Annotated in this window: 14 protein-coding genes; 6 read left to right on the top strand and 8 right to left on the bottom strand. The window is 66.3% G+C overall.

Going from position 1 to position 19,623, the window contains the following annotated elements; all coding sequences use genetic code 11:
* Positions 1 to 136: 136 nt before the first annotated feature.
* The gene (locus AWY79_RS08400; RefSeq protein WP_066802455.1) at positions 137 to 325 is read right to left on the bottom strand and encodes a ferredoxin; all 189 of its coding nucleotides are present in this window, start codon (positions 323 to 325) and stop codon (positions 137 to 139) included.
* 293 nt (positions 326 to 618) lie between these two features.
* On the opposite strand from AWY79_RS08400, the gene AWY79_RS08395 reads away from it, so the two are divergent.
* Together AWY79_RS08395 and AWY79_RS08390 are read left to right on the top strand one after the other, a co-directional pair.
* Positions 619 to 1,821 carry an aminopeptidase gene (locus tag AWY79_RS08395; RefSeq protein WP_066802453.1) on the top strand — a complete coding sequence of 401 codons (1,203 nt, stop codon included), beginning with the start codon at positions 619 to 621 and terminating at the stop codon, positions 1,819 to 1,821.
* A gap of 201 nt (positions 1,822 to 2,022) precedes the next feature.
* Positions 2,023 to 3,984 (top strand): molybdopterin biosynthesis protein, encoded by a 1,962-nt coding sequence (locus tag AWY79_RS08390; protein ID WP_066802451.1) that lies wholly within the window; start codon positions 2,023 to 2,025, stop codon positions 3,982 to 3,984.
* A gap of 83 nt (positions 3,985 to 4,067) precedes the next feature.
* Here AWY79_RS08390 and AWY79_RS08385 read toward each other — a convergent pair whose 3' ends face one another.
* The 4 genes from AWY79_RS08385 to AWY79_RS08375 form a co-directional block, all read right to left on the bottom strand.
* Positions 4,068 to 4,298, bottom strand: coding sequence for a cold-shock protein (locus AWY79_RS08385; RefSeq protein WP_099093199.1), 231 nt, complete (start codon positions 4,296 to 4,298; stop codon positions 4,068 to 4,070).
* Between the two features lie 89 nt (positions 4,299 to 4,387).
* Positions 4,388 to 4,519, bottom strand: coding sequence for a hypothetical protein (locus AWY79_RS19535; RefSeq protein ID WP_257721334.1), 132 nt, complete (start codon positions 4,517 to 4,519; stop codon positions 4,388 to 4,390).
* 177 nt (positions 4,520 to 4,696) lie between these two features.
* Positions 4,697 to 4,963, bottom strand: a complete 267-nt coding sequence (locus tag AWY79_RS08380; RefSeq protein WP_066802444.1) for an RNA recognition motif domain-containing protein — start codon at positions 4,961 to 4,963, stop codon at positions 4,697 to 4,699.
* 233 nt (positions 4,964 to 5,196) lie between these two features.
* Positions 5,197 to 6,702, bottom strand: coding sequence for an ATP-binding cassette domain-containing protein (locus AWY79_RS08375; protein ID WP_066802442.1), 1,506 nt, complete (start codon positions 6,700 to 6,702; stop codon positions 5,197 to 5,199).
* A 78-nt stretch (positions 6,703 to 6,780) separates the two neighbouring features.
* On the opposite strand from AWY79_RS08375, the gene AWY79_RS08370 reads away from it, so the two are divergent.
* The 3 genes from AWY79_RS08370 to AWY79_RS08360 are packed head-to-tail and all read left to right on the top strand — an operon-like array spanning position 6,781 to position 10,776.
* Positions 6,781 to 7,704 carry a DUF362 domain-containing protein gene (locus tag AWY79_RS08370; protein ID WP_066802440.1) on the top strand — a complete coding sequence of 308 codons (924 nt, stop codon included), beginning with the start codon at positions 6,781 to 6,783 and terminating at the stop codon, positions 7,702 to 7,704.
* Between the two features lie 40 nt (positions 7,705 to 7,744).
* Positions 7,745 to 10,063, top strand: coding sequence for a carbamoyltransferase HypF (gene hypF / locus AWY79_RS08365; RefSeq protein ID WP_066802438.1), 2,319 nt, complete (start codon positions 7,745 to 7,747; stop codon positions 10,061 to 10,063).
* Between the two features lie 11 nt (positions 10,064 to 10,074).
* A complete protein-coding gene (locus tag AWY79_RS08360) occupies positions 10,075 to 10,776 on the top strand; it encodes a DUF3298 and DUF4163 domain-containing protein (protein WP_066802436.1) in 702 nt (233 codons plus the stop codon).
* Positions 10,777 to 10,851: 75 nt separating this feature from the next.
* Here AWY79_RS08360 and AWY79_RS08355 read toward each other — a convergent pair whose 3' ends face one another.
* The 3 genes from AWY79_RS08355 to AWY79_RS08345 form a co-directional block, all read right to left on the bottom strand.
* Entirely contained in the window at positions 10,852 to 13,011 is a 2,160-nt protein-coding gene (locus tag AWY79_RS08355) for a methyl-accepting chemotaxis protein (protein WP_066802434.1), read from the bottom strand.
* Between the two features lie 160 nt (positions 13,012 to 13,171).
* Positions 13,172 to 14,356: a phosphoglycerate dehydrogenase gene (locus tag AWY79_RS08350; protein ID WP_066802432.1), complete on the bottom strand. Its 1,185-nt coding sequence runs from the start codon at positions 14,354 to 14,356 to the stop codon at positions 13,172 to 13,174.
* 168 nt (positions 14,357 to 14,524) lie between these two features.
* On the bottom strand, positions 14,525 to 15,667 hold the full coding sequence (locus AWY79_RS08345; RefSeq protein ID WP_066802430.1) for a pyridoxal-phosphate-dependent aminotransferase family protein: 1,143 nt from the start codon (positions 15,665 to 15,667) through the stop codon (positions 14,525 to 14,527).
* A 409-nt stretch (positions 15,668 to 16,076) separates the two neighbouring features.
* On the opposite strand from AWY79_RS08345, the gene AWY79_RS08340 reads away from it, so the two are divergent.
* Entirely contained in the window at positions 16,077 to 19,601 is a 3,525-nt protein-coding gene (locus AWY79_RS08340) for an FAD-binding and (Fe-S)-binding domain-containing protein (RefSeq protein ID WP_066802428.1), read from the top strand.
* Positions 19,602 to 19,623: the final 22 nt, after the last annotated feature.

Here is a 19,623-nt window from a genome sequence, read left to right as displayed (position 1 = left end):
TGGCGCTGGCTGGGGCCGGTGCGGGAGGTTTTCCCGTGATTGCGCCAAGATGCGGCAACCACCCTTCCGCCAGCCTTAAAATGGAACGGGAGCGGCGGATACCCGCCGCTCCCGTAGCCATATCGGATCGTAAAGACTAGTTTTCTTCGACGGTGATGGCGTCGTTCTCACAGACCTCGACGCAGGACTCACAACCGAGACATTCGTCTTCGTTGACCGCAACGGCTTTGCCGTCCTGAAGCTCGTAAACTTCAACCGGGCAAACGTCCACGCATTCGCCGTCGCCGGTGCACTTGTCGGTGTCGATAGTGATAGTGTAGCCCATTTTTCCCTCCAGAAAATAATTTGGGATGCCCGCCGTGTGCGGGACTGTTTAGCGCGCTGCCGGGATTTCTGGCCTGCGACCAGGGGCATGACGCGACATTTCAAGTTACGTGTCCGGTCCAGGCGGATCGGGCACGAACTTGCTGATATATTCATGCCAGCCCTGTGTCAAGCCATGAAAGCGCTTTTCAAAACTCCTACAAAAACGTGGGGGTGGACACGGCTTGTGGTGCGGGCCGGAGTCGTTTACGCTGACCGGACGAAACACCGATTTCAACCATGCGAGGATTGCATATGTTCACCAACGACGAATTGAAAAAATACGCCGAGACCCTGTGGTGGGGACTGTCCACCGCGCGGACCAAGCCCTACGTCCCCGGCGACTTCGTGCTGCTGCGGTTCGACACCGACACCCTGCCCCTGGCCGAGGCCGTGTTCGACATGCTGGTCGAGAAGGGCATCAACCCGGTGCCCCGCCAGAACCTGACCTCCAACATGGAATTGTCCTTCTACGGCAAGAGCGGCGAGGAGCAGCTCACGGCCATCCCGGCGGGCGACAAGGAGTTCATCGGCGGCCTCAACGGCCTGATTTCGCTCATCGCCCCGGCCTCCCTGACCCACCTCCAGGCCGTGGACTCCCGGCGCATCGGCAAGGCCGCCGTGGCCCGCAAGTTCATGCGCGACATCATGGAAAAGCGCGAGCAGTCCGGCGACTTCGGCTGGACCCTGTGCGTCTACCCCACCCCGGCCCTGGCCGAGGCCGCGGGGCTGTCCATGGACGAGTTCAAGGCGCAGGTGGTCAAGGCCTGCTACCTCGACGACGACAACCCGCCCGCCCGCTGGAACGAAATCTTCGACGAAGCCCAGAAGGTCAAGGCGTGGCTCAACGCCATGGACATCGAGCACCTGCGCATCCAGTCCGAGGACACCGACCTGATCGTCACCCCGGGCGAACAGCGCCGCTGGCTCGGCGTGTCCGGCCACAACATCCCGTCCTTCGAGATATTCCTCTCCCCGGACTGGCGCGGCACCGAGGGCGTCTACTACGCCGACCAGCCCTCCTTCCGCTCCGGCAACTTCGTGGAGGGCGTGCGGTTGACCTTCGAAAAGGGCGTGGCCGTCAAGACCGAGGCCAAGACCGGCGGCGACTTCGTGGCCAAGCAGCTGACCCTGGACGAGGGCGCCAACCGGCTGGGCGAGTTCTCCCTGACCGACCGCCGCTTCTCCAAGATCAACGCCTTCATGGCCAACACCCTGTTCGACGAGAACTTCGGCGGCCCCCAGGGCAACTGCCACGTGGCCGTGGGCGCGTCCTACGCCGACACCTTCTCCGGCGACCAGTCCACCCTGGACGACGCCCTGAAAAAGGACCTCGGCTTCAACGACTCGGCCCTGCACTGGGACCTGGTCAACACCCAGCAGAAGACCGTCACCGCCACCCTCAAGGGCGGCGCGGAGACCGTCATCTACAAGGACGGCGAATTCCAGTACGAATAGACGTCGCGGCGGAGGGGGCGGGCTTCGTCCCCTCCGCCCGTCCTTCGCCCCGCCCCGGTGCCGCTTCGCGGGGCAAAGGGTTCGCCTGAAATTTCGGGAAAGGGTTTGCTATCCTTCCGCCAAAAGCGGTACACCCCACCTGTTCCATCGAGCCGAACGGCGCGACCAATCCATCTCCAGTGGAATTCGGAGGCACCTCCCATGACCAGCACACGCAATATCTATCTGAAGACCGTCCCCCCCGAGGAGGCCGTGATCCGGGCCAAGTCCCGCCTCGACCGCGAAGGGCTGCTCTCCACCGAGACCGTACCCACCCATGAGGGCGCCGGACGGGTCACCGCCGGGCCGATCTACGCCCGCTATTCCTCGCCCACCTTCCATGCGGCGGCCATGGACGGCGTGGCGGTCCGGGCCGAGTCCACCTTTGCCGCGCGCGAGGACGCGCCGGTTGCCCTGGCCCACGGCGAGGGGTTCCTGTTCGTCAACACCGGCAACCCGCTGCCCGAGGGCATGAACGCGGTGGTCATGATCGAGAACGTGGTCCAGAAAGACGAGGTCACGGTGCTCGTGGACGCGCCCGCCTTCCCCTGGCAGCACGTCCGGCGCATCGGCGAGGACATCGTGGCCACCGAACTGCTCATCCCCCAGAACCGCGAGTTGACGCCGTCCGACATCGGCGCGCTGCTGTCGGCGGGCATCTACGAGGTGGAGGTCCGCGAAAAGGTCCGGACCATCTTCCTGCCCACGGGCGACGAGGTGCTGAATTTCCTGGACAAGCCCGCGCCCAGGGCCGGGCAGGTCATCGAATCCAACTCCCAGGTGTTCAAGGCGTACGCCGACTCCTGGGGGATCGACGCTTCCTGGTCCGAGCCGGTGCCGGACAACGAGGACGCCCTGCGCGCCGCGGTGATCAAGGGGCTCGAATCCGGCTGCCACATGGTGGTGGTCGGGGCCGGCTCCAGCGCGGGCAGCAAGGACTACTCCAAGAAGGTCTTCTCCTCCATCGGCGAGGTCCTGGTGCACGGCATCTCGGTCATGCCGGGCAAGCCCACCCTGCTGGCCGTGACCGACGAGCGCAGCGGGTTCCCCGGCAGGCTGCTGGTGGGCGCGCCGGGCTATCCGGTATCGGCCATCGTCTGCCACGAAAAGATCCTGGCCCCGGTGGTCCACTGGCTCATGGGCAAGAGTGCGCCCGAACGGCCCGAGGCGGACATCGTGCTGGCGCGCAAGACCCCGTCGCGGCCCGGCATGCGCGAGGCGCTCCGGCTGGCCGCAGGGCGCATCGGCGGGCGCGTCGTGGCCGCTCCCCTGGCGCGCGGCGCGGGCATGATCACGACCATGACCAAGGCCCAGGCCGTGGCCTACATCCCGGAGGACGTGGAGGGCGTGGAACAGGGCGAGACCCTGCGCGCCGAGCTGCTCGTCCCCAAGGGCGATCTGGACCGGGTCCTGGTCCACGTGGGCAGCCACGACAACACCCTGGACCTTTTGGCCAACGAGCTCATGGGGTTGTCCGAGCCGCTCAGGCTGGTCTCCAGCCACGCCGGGTCCATGGGCGGGCTGACCGCGCTCAAGGCGGGCTCCGCCCTGTTCGCCGGGGCGCACCTCTTCGACCCGGAGACCGGGGACTTCAACTTTCCGTTCATAGACCGCTATCTCGCCGGGCTGCCGGTGACCGTGGTCAACCTGGCCATCCGCCATCAGGGGCTGATCGTGGCCAAGGGCAACCCCCTGGGGATCGAGGGCGTGGCCGACTTGACCCGCGACGACGTGGTCTTCATCAACCGCCAGCGCGGTGCGGGCACGCGCATCCTCCTGGACCACCACCTGAAAAGCGCGTCCATCAACCCGCGCGAGGTGGCCGGGTACGAGAACGAGGAGTTCACGCACATGGCCGTGGCCGTGAACGTGCTCACCGGGGCGGCCTCCTGCGGGCTGGGCATCTTCGCGGCGTCCAAGGCCCTGGACCTGGACTTCGTGCCCCTGGCCCACGAGCGCTACGACCTGGTCATCCCGGACGCCCACATGGACGACGAGCGCATCCGCACCCTGATCGAGGTCATCGGCAAGGACGAAACCAAGACCAAGATCAAGGCCCAGGGCGGGTACGAGACCGACCTCACGGGCCGGATCATGAAGCCGGGCATGGGGCTGAAGGGATAGCCCCCGTTTCCGGACGCGAAAAGACCCGGCCCCCGGCACGCTGCATGCGCGCCGGGGGCCGGGTCTTTTCGTGGGGAAAGCCGTTACAGCAGGGTCGAGACCCTGGCCTCTTCCTCGGGGCGGACCTCCACGGCCTTGGGACCGGTATCCTCGTCGGTCAGGCCGTAGGTGACCCGTTCGCCCGGCTCCAGGGTCTGAAACCCGTCGCGGACGATCTCGGTATAGTGGACGAAGACGTCCTTGCCGTCCTCGCCGGAGATGAAGCCGAACCCCTTCTGCTCATTGAACCACGTCACTTCGCCCTTGTATCGCACGTTGCCCTCCGCATGGATTGTGGGGAGAGAATACCCGCAGGGCGGCATCTTGGCAATGCGCTTGCGCTTCGCCGTTCGGTCCGCCGGAATCAGGAGCGCTCTTCGCCGTCCTTGGGACCGCCGTCACCGGCCTCGTCGTCCTCGGCTTCGTCGTCCTCGGCTTCATCGCCGTCGTCGTCGAAGTCGGTGCCGTCCTGTTTTTTCTGCAACTTGCGCTGCAATTTTTCTTCCTTTTTTTCTTCTTCGCCATTTCCTTTTGACGCTTCGCAAACTTGTAATTGGGCTTGGCCAAAACAACTCCTTTCCAAGGATGACCGGCACTCCGGGCCGGAAACAAAAAGCCCGTCCCTCCCTCAAGAGAGACGGGCTTGGCTAACTAGCCGAATGAGGCGGATCGCTTACCAGCGGGGACGCGGCTCGCGGGGCTTGGCCTCGTTGACCTTCAGGTTGCGGCCCTGGAATTCCTTGCCGTCCAGCGCCTCGATGGCGTCCAGGGCGGCGGAATCGTCGCTCATCTCCACGAAGCCGAAGCCACGGGGACGACCGGTCTCGCGATCGTTGATCAGTTTGACGGTGGAAACGGGACCGAAAGCTTCGAAAGCGGCGCGGACGTCGTCCTCGGAGGCGGACCAGGGCAGGTTACCAACATAGATATTCTTGGACATTGAGAAAACTCCTCACAAAATTGGCGATGCATTGCATCAAGTACAAATAAATCCGAGGCAGCGTACACGATGCGCACACTGCCTCTCGATATACCTGTTTCCCCTCGCGCCAGCACCAGTCGGAACGGACCGCACCCCCGGGGTGCCACTGGCAAATAGATATCGCACATTTGGCCATTCGCGCCAAGATGTCAAGGAAAATTTGAAAAGAAATGGCAAGCAATGACACCTTGTTATCTCGCCCTTCCTGTCGGAGGCAGCGGCTCGAACCTCTCGCGGGGGCCGCAGAACCCCTTTCCGCCCCCCTTCAACTCCAGGATTCTGTTGATGGCCGGAATGCGGTCCTCCACGTGGTGAGAGACCATGATTACGGGCGTTCCTGACTCGGCCAGCCCCTGGATCAGACCGGCCATCAGCGCCCTGGAATCGGGGTCCAGGCCGGACAGCGGTTCGTCCAGGAGGAGCAGCTTCGGCCCCGGGGCCATGGCCCGCGCCAGGAATACCCTGCGCTGCTGGCCGTAGGACATGCGCCGCAGCCGCCTGGACTCCAGCCCCTTGAGGCCGACGATCTCGAGCCACTGCCGGGCCTCGGCCAGCTCCCGGCTGGTGGGCTGGTCGAGCATGCCCACGCTCCCACGAAACCCGGACATGACCGTCTCCTCGGCGGTCACCTCCCAGCCCAGCTCGCGCGCGTAGGAGGCCTGGAGGTCGGGCGAGACCACGCCGATGAGCGGCCGGGCCTCGTCCATGGTCATGCCGCCCAGCCGGAGGACCGTGCCGGTGCCGCGTTCGCCGTCGGCATAGGGGGCCACCTCGCTGGTCACCAGCTTGAGCAGGGTGGACTTGCCCGCCCCGTTCTCGCCCACCACCATCCAGTTCTCGCCGGGCAGGACCTCCCAGTCGATGTCCCGCAGGATGCGCTTGCCGTCGGCCACCACCGAGACGTTCTCCAGGCGCAGCAGGTATTCGTATTCCCCGGACCGCGCCGCCACGGGCAGGTCGCAGGCCACCAGGGACGGGGCCGTCTCCCGCAGGACGCTCTCGGCGCCGGACCGTTCGCCCTCGGCCATGACCACGCCCGCGTCCAGGGCCAGGGCGTGGGCCACGCAATCGGGCAGGTCCCCTGCGCGGTGGGCGGCGCAGATCAGGGTGGTGCGCTCTCCGGCCAGGTCCAGGAGGTTCAGGACCTCGGCCCGCGAGCGCGTGTCCAGCCCGTCCAGGGGCTCGTCCAGGAGCAGGACGTCCGGCCCGGAGGCCAGTGCGCGGGCCACCAGGAGCTTGCGCACCTGGCCTGTGGAAAGTGTTCGCAACTCCGCCTCGGCCAGGTCGCGGATGCCAAGCCTGTGGACGACCTCGTCCGCCGCGGCCTCCTGCTCCGGGGTCGCCCGGTCGTACAGGATGGGGGTGTCGAAGAATCCGGCCAGGACCACGTCGCGCCCCTTCACGCGCGGGGTGTGCAGGAAGTAGAACTCCTGCATGTCCGCCGAGACCAGGCCGATGCGCTGCCGAAGCCCCAGCACGGACCGCTGGGGGCCTTGGCCGAAGTCGTAGACCCGCTCGCCGCCGGGGTCGGGCAGCAATTCGCCGCGCAGCAGCCGGAGCAGCGTGGTCTTGCCCGCGCCGTTGCGCCCGGTCACGGCGGTGTGCCTGCCGCGTTCGAGATTCCAGGTCAGCGGGCCGAGCAGCCGCCTGTTGTTGCGGGTCACGCTGACGTCGATCAGGGAAATGAGTGGATTCATTCCCCTATTGTCCTCTTTCCCGGCCCGGCTGGCAACCCTTGACTTGCAAGCGGGGCCGCTCCCGCCTATGCTCCGGCCATGCCCGAAACCGTCGCCGTCGCCCGCCTGGAAGGGTACGACTCCCCAGCCCTGGACCGGGCCGTCGCCCGGCTGCTCGAAACCTGCGGCTACAGGCCCGCGCCCGGCGAGCGGGTGCTGGTCAAGCCCAACCTGGTCAGCGCCGGGAACGCGGTCCACTGCACCACCCACCCGCAGGTGGTCCGCGCGGCCTGCGCCTGGCTCCTGGACCACGGCGCGCGGGTGACCGTGGGCGACTCCCCGGCCTTCGGACCGGCCTCCCGCGTGGCCGATGCCTCGGGGCTGACCTCGGCCGTGGCCCCCCTGGGCCTGAAGGCGACCAGCCTGAAACGGGCCGTCCCGCTGGCGCTGACGCGGGGCGGAACCATCGGCCTGTCCCGCGACGCCCTTGACGCGGACCGCATCCTGAACCTGCCCAAGCTCAAAGTCCACGGCCAGATGACCCTGTCCGGCGCGGTCAAGAACCTGTTCGGCTGCGTTGTCGGCTTTCGCAAGGCCCTGGCCCACAACCGGCTGGGGCACAGCCACGAGCTGTTCCGCTCCATGCTCATGGACGTCTACCTGGCCCTGCCCCGGACCACGCACCTCGTGGACGGCATCCGGACCCTGCACCGCAACGGCCCCATCAACGGCGAGCCGTTCCCCCTGGGGCTGCTGGCCTGTTCGGACAACGGCGTGGCCCTGGACACCATGGCGGGCGCGCTGCTGGGGCTTTCCCCGGACCGGGTTCCCCTGTGGGCCGAGGCCGTGGCCCGGTCCCTGCCCGGCGCGGACCCGGCCGCCCTGCACTACCCCCTGGAGCGGCCCGACGGCTTCGACCTCGACGGGTTCATTTTGTCCGAGGAACGGGAGCTTTCCTTCGCGCCCCTGCGCCTCCTCCAGGGCCGCATCCGCAGCCTGTTGAAACATTTCGCAAAAAACTGATTCCCCTTGCGCAGAAAGGGCTGGAGCGGTATGGACAACCATGCGAATGCGCCAGCGTTTCACCATCACCGGCCAGGTGCAGGGCGTGGGGTTTCGGCCCTTCGTCTACCGCATCGCGCTGGACTCCGGGGTCACGGGCTCGGTCAACAACTCGTCCGACGGAGTGCTCATCGAGGTCCAGGGCGGCCCGGAGCAGGTCACGCGGTTTTCCGATGACCTGGCGGGCAAGCTCCCGCCCCTGGCGCGCATCGTCACCCTCGACTTCGAGGAGCTGGAGGTCGTTGACGGGGAAACGGGGTTCGTGATCCTCGAATCCACCCGCAAGGCAGGCCACTCGGTGCTCATCAGTCCGGACGTGGCCACCTGCCCGGACTGCCTGGCGGACATGGACGACCCGACCGACCGGCGCTACCGCTACCCCTTCACCAACTGCACCAACTGCGGCCCGCGCTACACCATCACGCGGTCCATTCCCTACGACCGGCCCCAGACCTCCATGGCCCGGTTCACGCTCTGCCCGGACTGCGAGGCGGAATACCGCGACCCGCTGGACCGGAGGTTCCACGCCCAGCCCAACGCCTGTCCCCGGTGCGGCCCCAAGACCTGGCTGACCGACGGCGACGGCGTGGTCATCGCCCAGGGCGACGAGTCCCTGCGCAGGCTGGCCGCCGAGCTGGCCGAGGGCAAAATCGCGGCGGTCAAGGGTCTCGGCGGGTTCCACCTGGTCTGCGACGCGGCCTCGGACCGCGCCGTGGACGAGCTGCGCCGCCGCAAGCACCGGCCCGACAAGCCGCTGGCGGTCATGGTCCGGGACATGGACGCGGTCCGGCGGCTGGCCCACGTCACGCCCGCCGAGGAGCAGTGGCTGACCGGCATCCACCGGCCCATCGTGCTGGTGACCAAGAAGCGCCCCTTCCCCCTGGCCAGGAGCGTCGCGCCGGACACGAATTTCGCGGGCATGATGCTGCCCTACACCCCGCTGCACCACGTCCTGCTGGGCGACTACGCCGAGCACAAAGGGCCCGAGGCGGCCCTGGTCATGACCTCCGGCAACATGAGCTCCGAGCCCATCTGCCTGGAGAACGACGAGGCCCTGGCCCGGCTGGGCGGGATCGCCGACCTCTTTCTGTTCCACAACCGGGACATCCTGATCCGCACCGACGACTCCGTGGTCCGGGTCAACCCGGCCACCGGGGACCCGATCTTCATGCGCCGGGCGCGCGGGTTCGTGCCCTCGCCCGTGTTTCTGCCGGTCTCCGGCCCCACGGTCCTCGGCGTCGGCCCGGAGCTGAAGTGCACGCTGACCCTGACCAAGAAGGACCAGGCGTTCACCAGCCAGCACATCGGCAACATGTCCAACCTGGAGACCCTGGAGTTTCACAACGAGATCCGCGCCCACCTCGAGGACATCCTCCAGGTGACGCCCGAGCTCGTCGTCCGCGACCTGCACCCGGACTACATGACCACCGCCCTGGCCGAGGAGCTGGGGACGCGGCTTGGCGTCCCGGTGGCGCCGCTCCAGCACCACTACGCCCACATCCACGCGGTGCTGGCCGAGAACCGGCACGACGGAGCGGTCCTGGGGCTGGCCCTGGACGGCACGGGGTACGGCGAGGACGGGACCATCTGGGGCGGCGAGTGCCTGCTGGTGGACCCGGTGGAGCTGGAGCACCAGCGGCTGGCCCATTTCTCGCGCATCCGGCTGCCCGGCGGCGAGGCCGCGGTCAGAGAACCGTGGCGCATCGCCCAATCCATCTTGTGGGAGCTGGGCGTCAGGGAGCCGGGCAAGTACGATTGGCCGTGGCTCGACCGGTTCGGGGCCGAGAGCCGGATGATCCCGCAGCTCCTGGAAAAGGGCATCAACGCCCCGCAGACCTCCAGCTGCGGGCGGCTGTTCGACGGCGTGGCCGCCCTGTGCGGGTTGACCCAAGCCATCACCTACGAGGGCCAGGCCGCCATCCTGCTGGAAAAGGCGCAGGACATGGACGAGAAGGGGGCGTACCCCTGCCCGCTCAAATCCGACGACCCGGTGGCCCTGGACACCCTCACCCTGGCGCGCGCCGTGCTGGAGGACCTGGAGAACGGCGTGCCGGTGCCCAAGATCGCCCGGCGGTTCCACCTCGGCCTCATGGCCGGGCTGACCGAAATGGCCTTCTCCTTCTCCATGCTCCTGGACATCCACCACGTGGCCCTGTCCGGCGGCGTGATGCAAAATCTCACCCTTGCGGCCGAATTACCCCTCGCCCTGCAGGGCGCGGGTCTGATACCCTTGGTCCATACCCAGCTTCCGCCCAATGACGGATGCATCTCCCTGGGCCAGGCCGCCTGGGGTCTGCGGAGGCTGCTGCTCGAACCGTAAAGGAGGCCCGCATGCGTACCTGGCTGCCGATCGTCCTCGGCCTGCTCCTTTTCTCCGCCGCCGCCCGGGCCGAAGCGCCCTGCACCCCCCTGGTCCTGACCGCCGTAACCATCAGCGAGGAGACCACCGGCTTCTCCATCGACGCGGAATACCCGGTGCTCTGCCGGACCGAGGCCAACCCGGTCATCCGCGACTTCGTGTCCAACACCGTCTTCGACCTCAAGAAGCTCGACCCGGCCCACGACATGCAGTTCTTCCCGCACAAGTACGAACTGATCACCCGCTATGCGGTATGGCCCTCGCCCGGCGCGCGGTTCGTCTCGGTCAAGCTCCACGTCATGGTCTATTCCGGCGGGGCGCACCCCAACAACTGGCCCATGACCTGGGTCTTCGACATGACCGATGGTTCGCAGGTGCCCCTGGACCGGCTGTTCACGGACCCGGAAAAGGCGCTCCCGGCGGTGTCCGCGGCCTGCCGCAAGGCGCTGATCCCGTCCCTGGGCCAGATGTATCTCAAGGACATGCTCGACCCGGGACTCGAACCCATCGAGGACAACTTCGAGCGGTTCGCGCTCACGGTCGAGGGCGTGGCCTTCTTCTTCGCCCCGTACCAGGTGGCCCCCTACGCCGCCGGGGAACAGGTGGTGACCATCCCCTACGCCGACCTCGCCCCCCTGTTTTCGCCTGACGTGGCCCGGGCGCTGGGGCTGTAGTCCCGGAACACGGCGAGAAAAAAGGCCCGGCGGTTCACGCCGGGCCTTTTCCCGTTGTTCGGGAGAGGATGGGGATCAGTACCGCTGAAGGTCCTCTTCCTTTTCTGGCGGCGAAGCCGGAGGCAAGGCCCGGGCCGGCGCGGCGTGACGGCCCTGCGCCCCTTCGAGGTCGAAGAAGCTGACGGTGATCTGCATCTGCTGGGCCTGGCCGGAGAGTTCCTCGGCGGTGGAGGCCAGCTCCTCGGAGGCCGAGGCGTTCTGCTGGATGGTGGTGTCCAGGGCCTGGATGCCGTGGTTGATCTGCGATGCTCCGGCGGACTGCTCGTTGCTGGCGGCGGAGATCTCCTGGATCAACTCGGCGGTCTTGAGGATGTCCGGGACCATCTTCTCCAGCATGGTCCCGGCCCTTTCGGCCACGGCCACGGAGTTGACCGACAGCTCGCTGATCTCGGCGGCGGCCTGGCCGCTGCGCTCGGCGAGCTTGCGCACTTCCGCCGCGACCACGGCGAACCCCTTGCCCTGCTCGCCCGCACGGGCGGCCTCGATGGCCGCGTTCAGGGCCAGCAGGTTGGTCTGCCGGGCGATCTCCTCGATGACCGAAATCTTGTCCGCGATGTCGCGCATGGCCGACACCGTGGCGCTCACGGCCCGGCCGCCCTCTTCGGCGTCCTGGCTCGCCTTGCGCGAGATGGCCTCGGTCTGGGCGGCGTTCTCGGAATTCTGCTGGATGGAGGAGACGATCTCCTCCACGCTGGCCGAGACCTCTTCCACGCCCGCGGCCTGGTGGTTGGCGCCGTGGGCCACGCTCTCGGCCGTGGAGTTCAGCTCACGCGACCCGGAGGAGACGTTGTAGGCCGCCTCGGACACTTCGCCGATGACCGCCACCAGTTTTTGGACCATGGCCAGCATGGCCCCGTAGACCGACCCCTCCCGGATGGTCCCGCCGAACCGGACGCCCAGCTTGCCCTCCGCGATGGCGCGGGTCACGCGGACCAGCTCCAGGGGATCGGTGCCGAGCTGCATCAGCACGCTGCGCATGATGAACACGGCAAAGGCGATGCTCGCGGCAATGGCCAGCAGGCCGAGGATCATGGCCGCGCCGGACAGGGTCCCGGCGTCCGCCTCCACCTGGACGGCGCGCGCCTTGCTGAGCTGCTCCCCGGTGGCGGAAATCTCGGCCACCACCGGCTCGATGGCGTGCACGGCCTTGCGCATGCGCTCGGTGATGGCGGCTATGTTCGCGTCCTCGGCCACCAGAGCGTCGAAGGACTCGCGGTAGGCCGCGACCAGTTCCTTGGCCTCCCTGACGTACCGCTCGTCGGCCACGGAGTTCTCGAAGGCCGCGACCAGCTTGTCGAGGCCGGCGTGGGTCTTGCGAACGTAGGACTCGTCGCCGCGCAGCAGGTAGTCCTTCTCGCCGCGCCGGACCATGAGCAGCAGGGCCTGGACGTCGGGTACGAACACGGATTCAAGCGGCTGCTCGATGGCGGCGGCCGCCTCGCGCACGGCCTGGTAGTCGGCTTCGGAACGACTGTCCCGGAACCGGCTGAACGCGGCGCGGTAGGCGGCCAGGGACTCGCCCATCCGGCCCAGGACCTCATCCTGGTTCTGCCGGAGAGCGAGGTCGTGCTCGAAGCGGTCCATGGTGTCCTGCGCCCGGTTGAGATACTTGTCCGTGCCGGTGCGGTGAAAGTCCTTTTCCCAGCGGCGCAGCAGCAGGAAATCGATGTACAGGTCCTGGACCTCGTGGCGGGTGAACACGGACTCGGCCTGGTGGACCACGTCGCGGAACTTGCCCTGGAGGCCGGACTTGGGGTCGAGACCGCGCCGCTCCCAGGCCGAAACCAGTTCGCCGAACGCCCCCGCGTATTCCGCGGCGGACGCCTTGATGGACTCGGCCTTGGCCGCCAGTTCGGGCTGGCCGATGGCCCGGGACAGAGGCACGATGGCCCCGGCGTATTCATTTACCTTGGCCAGGTTCCCGGAAAAATCATCAAGGTATTTACGGTCCTTGCGCAACAGAAAGTCCTTTTCGTCGCGACGGCACTGCAACATGTAGACCTCGGCCTGCTCCGCGTGGGAGCTGATGGCCGCTTCCTCGTCGAGCAGCCGGTGAAAGCTCCCGATGGCCGTGGACGAGGCGTACTGGTATATGACCACGACGGCCAGCAGCAACAGGCTGGCCGTGCCGAAGCCCAACAGCAGCTTGGTTCTGAGTTTCAGTTTATTGAACATAGAGACCTCCCATCTTCATAGTAGTCATTCTCACAAGCATAACGAATACCGGCATAGAGGCACCATTATAGAATTGTTACGGTCGGGTGACGCGCCCCCGGACACAAAAAAAGGGGGCCGGGATTACCCGGCCCCCCCTTTGCTGTTCAAGGATCGGAAGCTAGATGGAGACGCGGGTCACGCCCTGGATGGACGCCAGGGCCTCGCGCACGGCCTCCGTGGGCTTGGCGTGGACCATGTACACGGTCTGCACCTGGTTGCCGAGCTTGCGGGAATTGTTCTCGCGGATGTTCACGCCCATCTCGCCCATGAGGGTGCCGAACTTGCCGAACATGCCGGGCTTGTCCTCGTGGGTGATGAAGATGGTATAAACCTCGGTGCCTTCCTCTTCGACGGTCTCGCCGACGTTCACGGAGTTGCCGTACTCGCCGCGCTTGAGGTAGCCGGTGACCACCTCGGCGATCTCCATGCCGGTGCGGATGCCCGCGTTGCGGGTGGACGCGCCCAGGTGGGCGGACATGACGATGTTGTCCAGCTCCTGGAGCTTGTTCACGAAGGGCTCGCCCTCGCGCTTGGGCTCGGACTCGTAGCAGTCCAGCGCCGCGCCCGCGATCTGGCCCGTCTTGAGCGCTTCATAGAGCGCGTCCTCGGCCACGTTCTTGCCGCGCGAGGCGTTGATCAGGTAGGCGGAGTCCTTCATCTGCTTGAATTCCTCCACATTGATGACCGGGTCCTTGCCGCCGCAGTGCAGGGACACGAAGTCGGACTGGGCGAGCAATTCGGGAATGGTGTCCACGTAGGTCAGGGGAGCGTCGATGGACCGGTACAGGTCGAAGCCGATGACCTTCATGCCGATGGCCCCCGCCTTGGTGGCCAGGGCCTGGCCGATGCGGCCGCAGCCGATGATGCCGAGCGTCTTGCCGAACAGCTCCACGCCCGCGAACCGCTTCTTGTGCCACGTGCCGCCCATCAGGGTGCGGTGGGCGAACGGCACGCGCCGGGCAACGGCGAACATCAGCCCCAGGGCGTGCTCGGCCGTGGCGTTGGTATTGCCGTTGGGCGCGAACTTGACGATGACGCCCAGTTCCTTGGCCGCCTCCAGGTCGATGTTGTCCGTGCCCACGCCGCCGCGACCGACGATCTTGAGCTTGCCGCCGTTCCTGACCCCGGCCTCGAGCAGGGCGCGGGTGACCTTGGTGGCCGAACGCACCAGGAGCGCGTCGAAGGAGCCGATCTCGCTCATCAGGTCGTCTTCGTCCCGCTTCTCCGTCTCAACGGTGAACCCCTGTTTCTTCAGGTATTTCTGGGCCTCATCCACCAAGCCGTCATTGGCGAGTATGCGCATTCTCTCTTCCCCCGAGTTTGCTTGGGAGGCTGTTAAAAACGGCGATCCGCTACGTGCTCATAAAGTTCAAACTCTCGCGTACAGGAAGCACGCTTCGATCTTGAACTTTTTTCGCGCCTTGCCTCTCACCCTTTTGGAACAGCCTCCGATTATGGATTCTTCAACAATCTATCCGAGTTTTTTCAGCTCCACTTCGAGCTTGCCGAGGTATTCGGTGAGCATGTCGGGCGTGATGTCGCCCATGTGGCCCACGCGGATGACCAGCCTGCGGCCCGCCTCTTCAAGGGCGGTGTTCAGCTTTCCGTAGCCGGGGTCCATGAGGTATCCCTCCTCGCGCAGGGCTTCCTTCACGCCCTTCTTGAGCTGGGCCACGGTCACGCCCGCGGGGCAGAGCACGGTGGACACGGTGGGGGAGCGGAATCCTTCCGGGGCGAACATCTCGAATCCGTCCAGGCCGGCGGCCCAGTCCTCGACCATGCCGCGCATCTCGATGTGGCGGGCGAAGCGGTTCTCCACGCCCTCCTCGTTGACGATGCGGTCGAGCTGGAACCACATCTGGTTGGCCAGGGTGCAGTTGGGGGTGGTCAGGGTCTGGTTCTTGCGGGCCCGGCCCAGGTGCTTGGTGATGTCGTGGTGGTGGCCCTTGTTGGTCACCTTGGCGGCCTTTTCCTCGGCCTCCTTGGAGACGAAACCGATGCCGAACCCGGCGGGCAGGCCGAGGGCCTTCTGGGTGGCGGTGGAGTACATGGCCGCGCCGGAGTTGGACAGGTCCAGGTCCGCGCCGCCGTAGATGGACACGCCGTCCACCAGGGGCATGGCCCCGTGCTTGCGGATCAGCTCGCAGACCGCCTTCATGTCGTTGGTCACGCCGGTGGAGGTCTCGTTGTGGGTGAAGGTGACCACCGCGGGCTTGAGTTCCTTGATCTTGTCCTCGAGCACGTTCATGTCGATGGCCTGGCCGTAGTCGAACTTGAGGTTCTCGGCCTTCTTCCCGTTGTGGGCGGCCAGGTTGTAGTACAGGTCGCCGAAGGCGCCCACGGAGACGTTCAGGACGGTCTCGCCGTCGGCCACCAGGGAGCGCACCGAGGCCTCCATGGCCGTGGAGCCGGAGCCCAGGCACAGGATCGGCTCATAGTCGTCGCCGCACCCGGCCAGCTTGCGCATGTTCTCGCGGATGGGCGCGAAGCGCAGGTCGTTCTCGGTATCGCGGTGCCCGAACTCGGGCAACAGGGCCGCCTCCTTGACATCCTGGCGGATGTAGGTCGGCCCGGTGATGAACAGTTTCAAAGGCGCAAAATTCGGCTTGCTCATGATCTCTACCCTTCAATGCTGATGTGAAAAAAACCCTGCCCATACCAGAAAAAAATGTTTTCGTTCAGTATAACGGAAGGGATCGAAAGTCTAGGCGGGACAGGGGACAATGGTTCATTCTGCCGCACCGGCGTGGACTCGAACAAACTTCACCCCAAGACCGATTCGCCGGGCTTTTGTTTCGAAAAAACACCCCGCCGCACCCGGTTCGCGCTTTTGCGGGTCGCTCCGCCCCGCCCGGCGGGGGAATTCCGACAACACGTCCCGCCGACCGAAAGGGTCCGGCGACCCGCCCGCCGAGCGGATTCCCGATGCGGGCCGGTGAAAATGCCACCCATCCTTAACTTGCCATCCGGTCCAAAAGGTCTTAGTTCTCTCCCTTCACCGACCACCTATGGAGTATTAAGACATGGCCCAGCTTGGCCCGCATATTTCGATTTCCGACGAACAGCTCATCACCCGCGCCCTGGGCGTGGTGGACATGGAGCAGTTCCAGCACTGGCCCGAAAAAGTGAAGAAACTCGCCTCCAACCTGGCGGCGGAGCTCTTCCTGGTGCGCTACAACCCGTTCATCGACCCGGAGCTGGTCCGCAAGTCCGTGGAGAGGCGGCTGAACATGTCCCGGCCCATGCTGGACCGCGAGTTCGCCACCATCCTGACCAAGGGCATCGAGCTGTTCTGGGAACGCCACGGCAACGAGCAGGCCTTCCGCGACGCCATCGTCAACCGGCTCCGCGCCTTCATGCCCGCGAACGGCATCGGCCACGAGCCGCACGCCCGGGTGGAGTCCGCCACGGACGCCACGGACCTGCGCATGGAGCTGCCCATGCTCGTGCTCTTCCCCGAGACCGAGGCCCAAATCCAGGGCATCGTGCGGTTGGCCAACGAGATGCGCTTCGGGATCATCCCGCGCGGCGGCGGCACTGGCGCGACCGGCGGGGCCATCCCGGCCGAGGCGCGCTGCGTGATCCTGTCCCTGTCGCGCTTCAAGAACATCCTCGACATCAACCCGGCCGAGCGGACCATGACCGCCCAGTCCGGCGTGATCACCCTGAACGCCATCCAGGCGGCGGCGAAGAAAGGCTTGCTGTTCACCGTGGACCCTGCCTCCAAGGCGGGCTCGTCGCTGGGCGGCAACATCTCCGAGAACGCGGGGGGGCCGTTCGCCTTCGAATACGGCACGACCATCGACAACATCCTGAGCTACCGCATGGTCCGGCCCGACGGGTCGCTCATCGAGGTGGTCCGCAGGGACCACCCGCGCCACAAGATATATCCCTTTGACGAGGCCGTGTTCGACATCCGCGACGAAAAGGGCGCGCTTTTCGATACCGTGGTCCTCAAGGGCGACGAGATCCGCGGCCAGGGGCTGGGCAAGGACGTGTCCAACAAGTACCTGGGCGGACTGCCCGGCGTGCAGAAGGAAGGCACGGACGGCATCATCACCACCGCCACCTTCGTCTGCCACCCCACACTGGCCCACTCCCAGGTGCTCTGCCTCGAATTCTTCGGCCGGTCCATGCGCAACGCCATGCTGGTCATCAAGGACGTGGTCGCCATGCGCGACGCCATCCGCGAGGAGGGCGACCTGGTCAAGATTTCCGCGCTGGAGGAGTTCGGCCCCAAATACGTCCAGGCCATCGAGTACCAGACCAAGTCCACCCGGTACGAGGGCGATCCCATCTCGGTGATCATCATGCAGCTCGACTCGGACAGCCGGGAAGCCCTGGACGCAGCCTGCCAGACCGTGCTCGCCCTGGCCCAGCCCTATGACGGCGTGGACGTCTTCGCCGCCCGCGACGAGCGCGAGGCCGAGCTGTTCTGGGAGGACCGCCACAAGCTCTCGGCCATCGCCCGGCGCACCTCCGGCTTCAAGATCAACGAGGACGTGGTCATCCCCATGGAGGTCATCCCGGCCTTCTCCGACTTCCTGGAAAACCTGAACCTCATCTACCTGGCCAAGATCTACGCGGCCACCCTGGACAAGGTCGAAGACCTGGAGGGCGTGGCCGAGAAGGACGAGGACATCGCCGAGGCGCGCGTGCGCATCGACGCCATCCTGAGCGGCAAGGTGGACTCCAGGGACTTTTCCGACGTGGAGCAGGAGGCCCAGTGCCGGTTCCTGTTCCTCAAGCTGCGCGACACCTACCCCAAGCTCGACCGCGAGATAAAGGGGCTGTGGCAGGAACTGCAGCAGCGGCGCATCGTCATCGCCAACCACATGCACGCGGGCGACGGCAACTGCCACGTCAACCTGCCGGTCAACTCCAACGACGCGGAGATGCTCGCCTCGGCCCACGAGGCGGCCAACACGGTCATGTCCAAGGTCCTGGAGATGGGCGGCCAGGTGTCCGGCGAGCACGGCATCGGCATCACCAAGATCGGGTTCCTGAGCGAAGAGAAGATCGAGGCCCTGGCCAAATACCGCAAGGCGCTGGACCCGGGCGGGGTGTTCAACCCCGGCAAGCTGACCTCGCGCACCCTGCCGAGCGTGCCCTTCACTTTCTCCTTCAACCGGCTGATCCACGACCTGGACGGCACCGCGCTCAAAGACAAGGAAGCGCTCATGGGGCTCTTGAAAAACATCCAGACCTGCACCCGCTGCGGCAAGTGCAAGCAGGTCTGCCCCATGTACCAGCCCGCGCGCGGCCTGATGTACCACCCGCGCAACAAGAACATCGCGCTGGGCGCGCTCATCGAGGGCATCTATTATTCGCAGATCCAGACCGGCGAGCCCGCCGTGGAGCTGATGAAGGAACTGCGCGACCTCATGGACCACTGCACGGCCTGCGGCAAGTGCCAGGCCGCCTGCCCGGTGAAGATCGACTCCGCCGGGGCCGCCCTGTCCATGCGCTCGTTCCTCGACTCCAAGGGGAGGTCCGGCCACCCGCTCAAGCAGATCGTGCTGCGCAACCTGGCCAAGAACCCGGGCAACACCCTGCCCATGGCCGCCAAGGTGCTCTCCGTGGGCCAGTCGCTCCAGGACAAGACCCTGGGCATGATCCCGGCCCGCTGGCTGTCGCGCATCGAGTCGCCCGTGGTCAAGCACCGCAGCCCGCACATCGACTACCGCAACCTGTTCGAGCGGCTGCACATAGAGGAGCTGGGATCGGTCTTCAAGAACCCCGGCGCGGACCGCGACCAGACCGTGCTCTACTTCCCCGGCTGCGGCGCGTCCCTGTTCTCCCGCTCCATCGGCCTGGCCTCGGTCTACCTGCTGCTCAAGTCCGGGGTGAACGTGGTCCTGCCCGACCACCACATGTGCTGCGGCTATCCCCTGCTCGCCTCGGGCTGCGAGGAGGCGTACAAGACCAACCGCCATCGCAACGTCCAGGAATTCCTTGACCTGCTGGTCAAGACCGGCAAGGCGGGGCTGAAGGCCACCACCCTGCTCACGGCCTGCGGCACCTGCCGCGAGTCCCTGCAGACCTATGATTTCTCCTCGGAGCTGGCCGACCCGCTCAAGCACTACGACGTGGTCCAGTTCCTCATGGAGCGGCTGCCCGGCGTGCGCCAGACCGAGCCGGTGCTCTACCATTCAGCCTGCCACATGGAATGGACCGACGTACCCAAGCTCAAGGCCCCGGAGATGTACCGCTCGACCCTGGCCAAGCTGACCGGCTCGGAAGTGAGCCTGTCGCCCGGCTGCTGCGGCGAGTCCGGCCTGGGGGCCATGACCAGCCCGTCCATCTACAACCTGCTGCGCGAGCGCAAGCAGGAGCAGCTGCGCGAGGACCTCGCCTTCGACCGCCAGCGGCCCATCGTGGTCGGCTGCCCGTCCTGCAAGGTGGGCATCAAGCGGTCCATGCTCCAGATGAAGCTGCCGAACCGGGTCATCCACGCCGTGGAATTCCTGGCCGAATGCGTGGGCGGTCCCAGATGGCAGAGGGAAATGAAGGAGATGCTCGACCGGGTGGAGCGCAAGGGCGCCTGATCCGCGCGCCGCGTCCACGGAC

Origin of the sequence: Pseudodesulfovibrio indicus (assembly GCF_001563225.1) — a bacterium.
GTDB classification, from domain to species: domain Bacteria; phylum Desulfobacterota; class Desulfovibrionia; order Desulfovibrionales; family Desulfovibrionaceae; genus Pseudodesulfovibrio; species Pseudodesulfovibrio indicus.
Note: the sequence above shows the minus strand (reverse complement) of the source record. Positions and strands in the feature narration are given on the sequence as shown.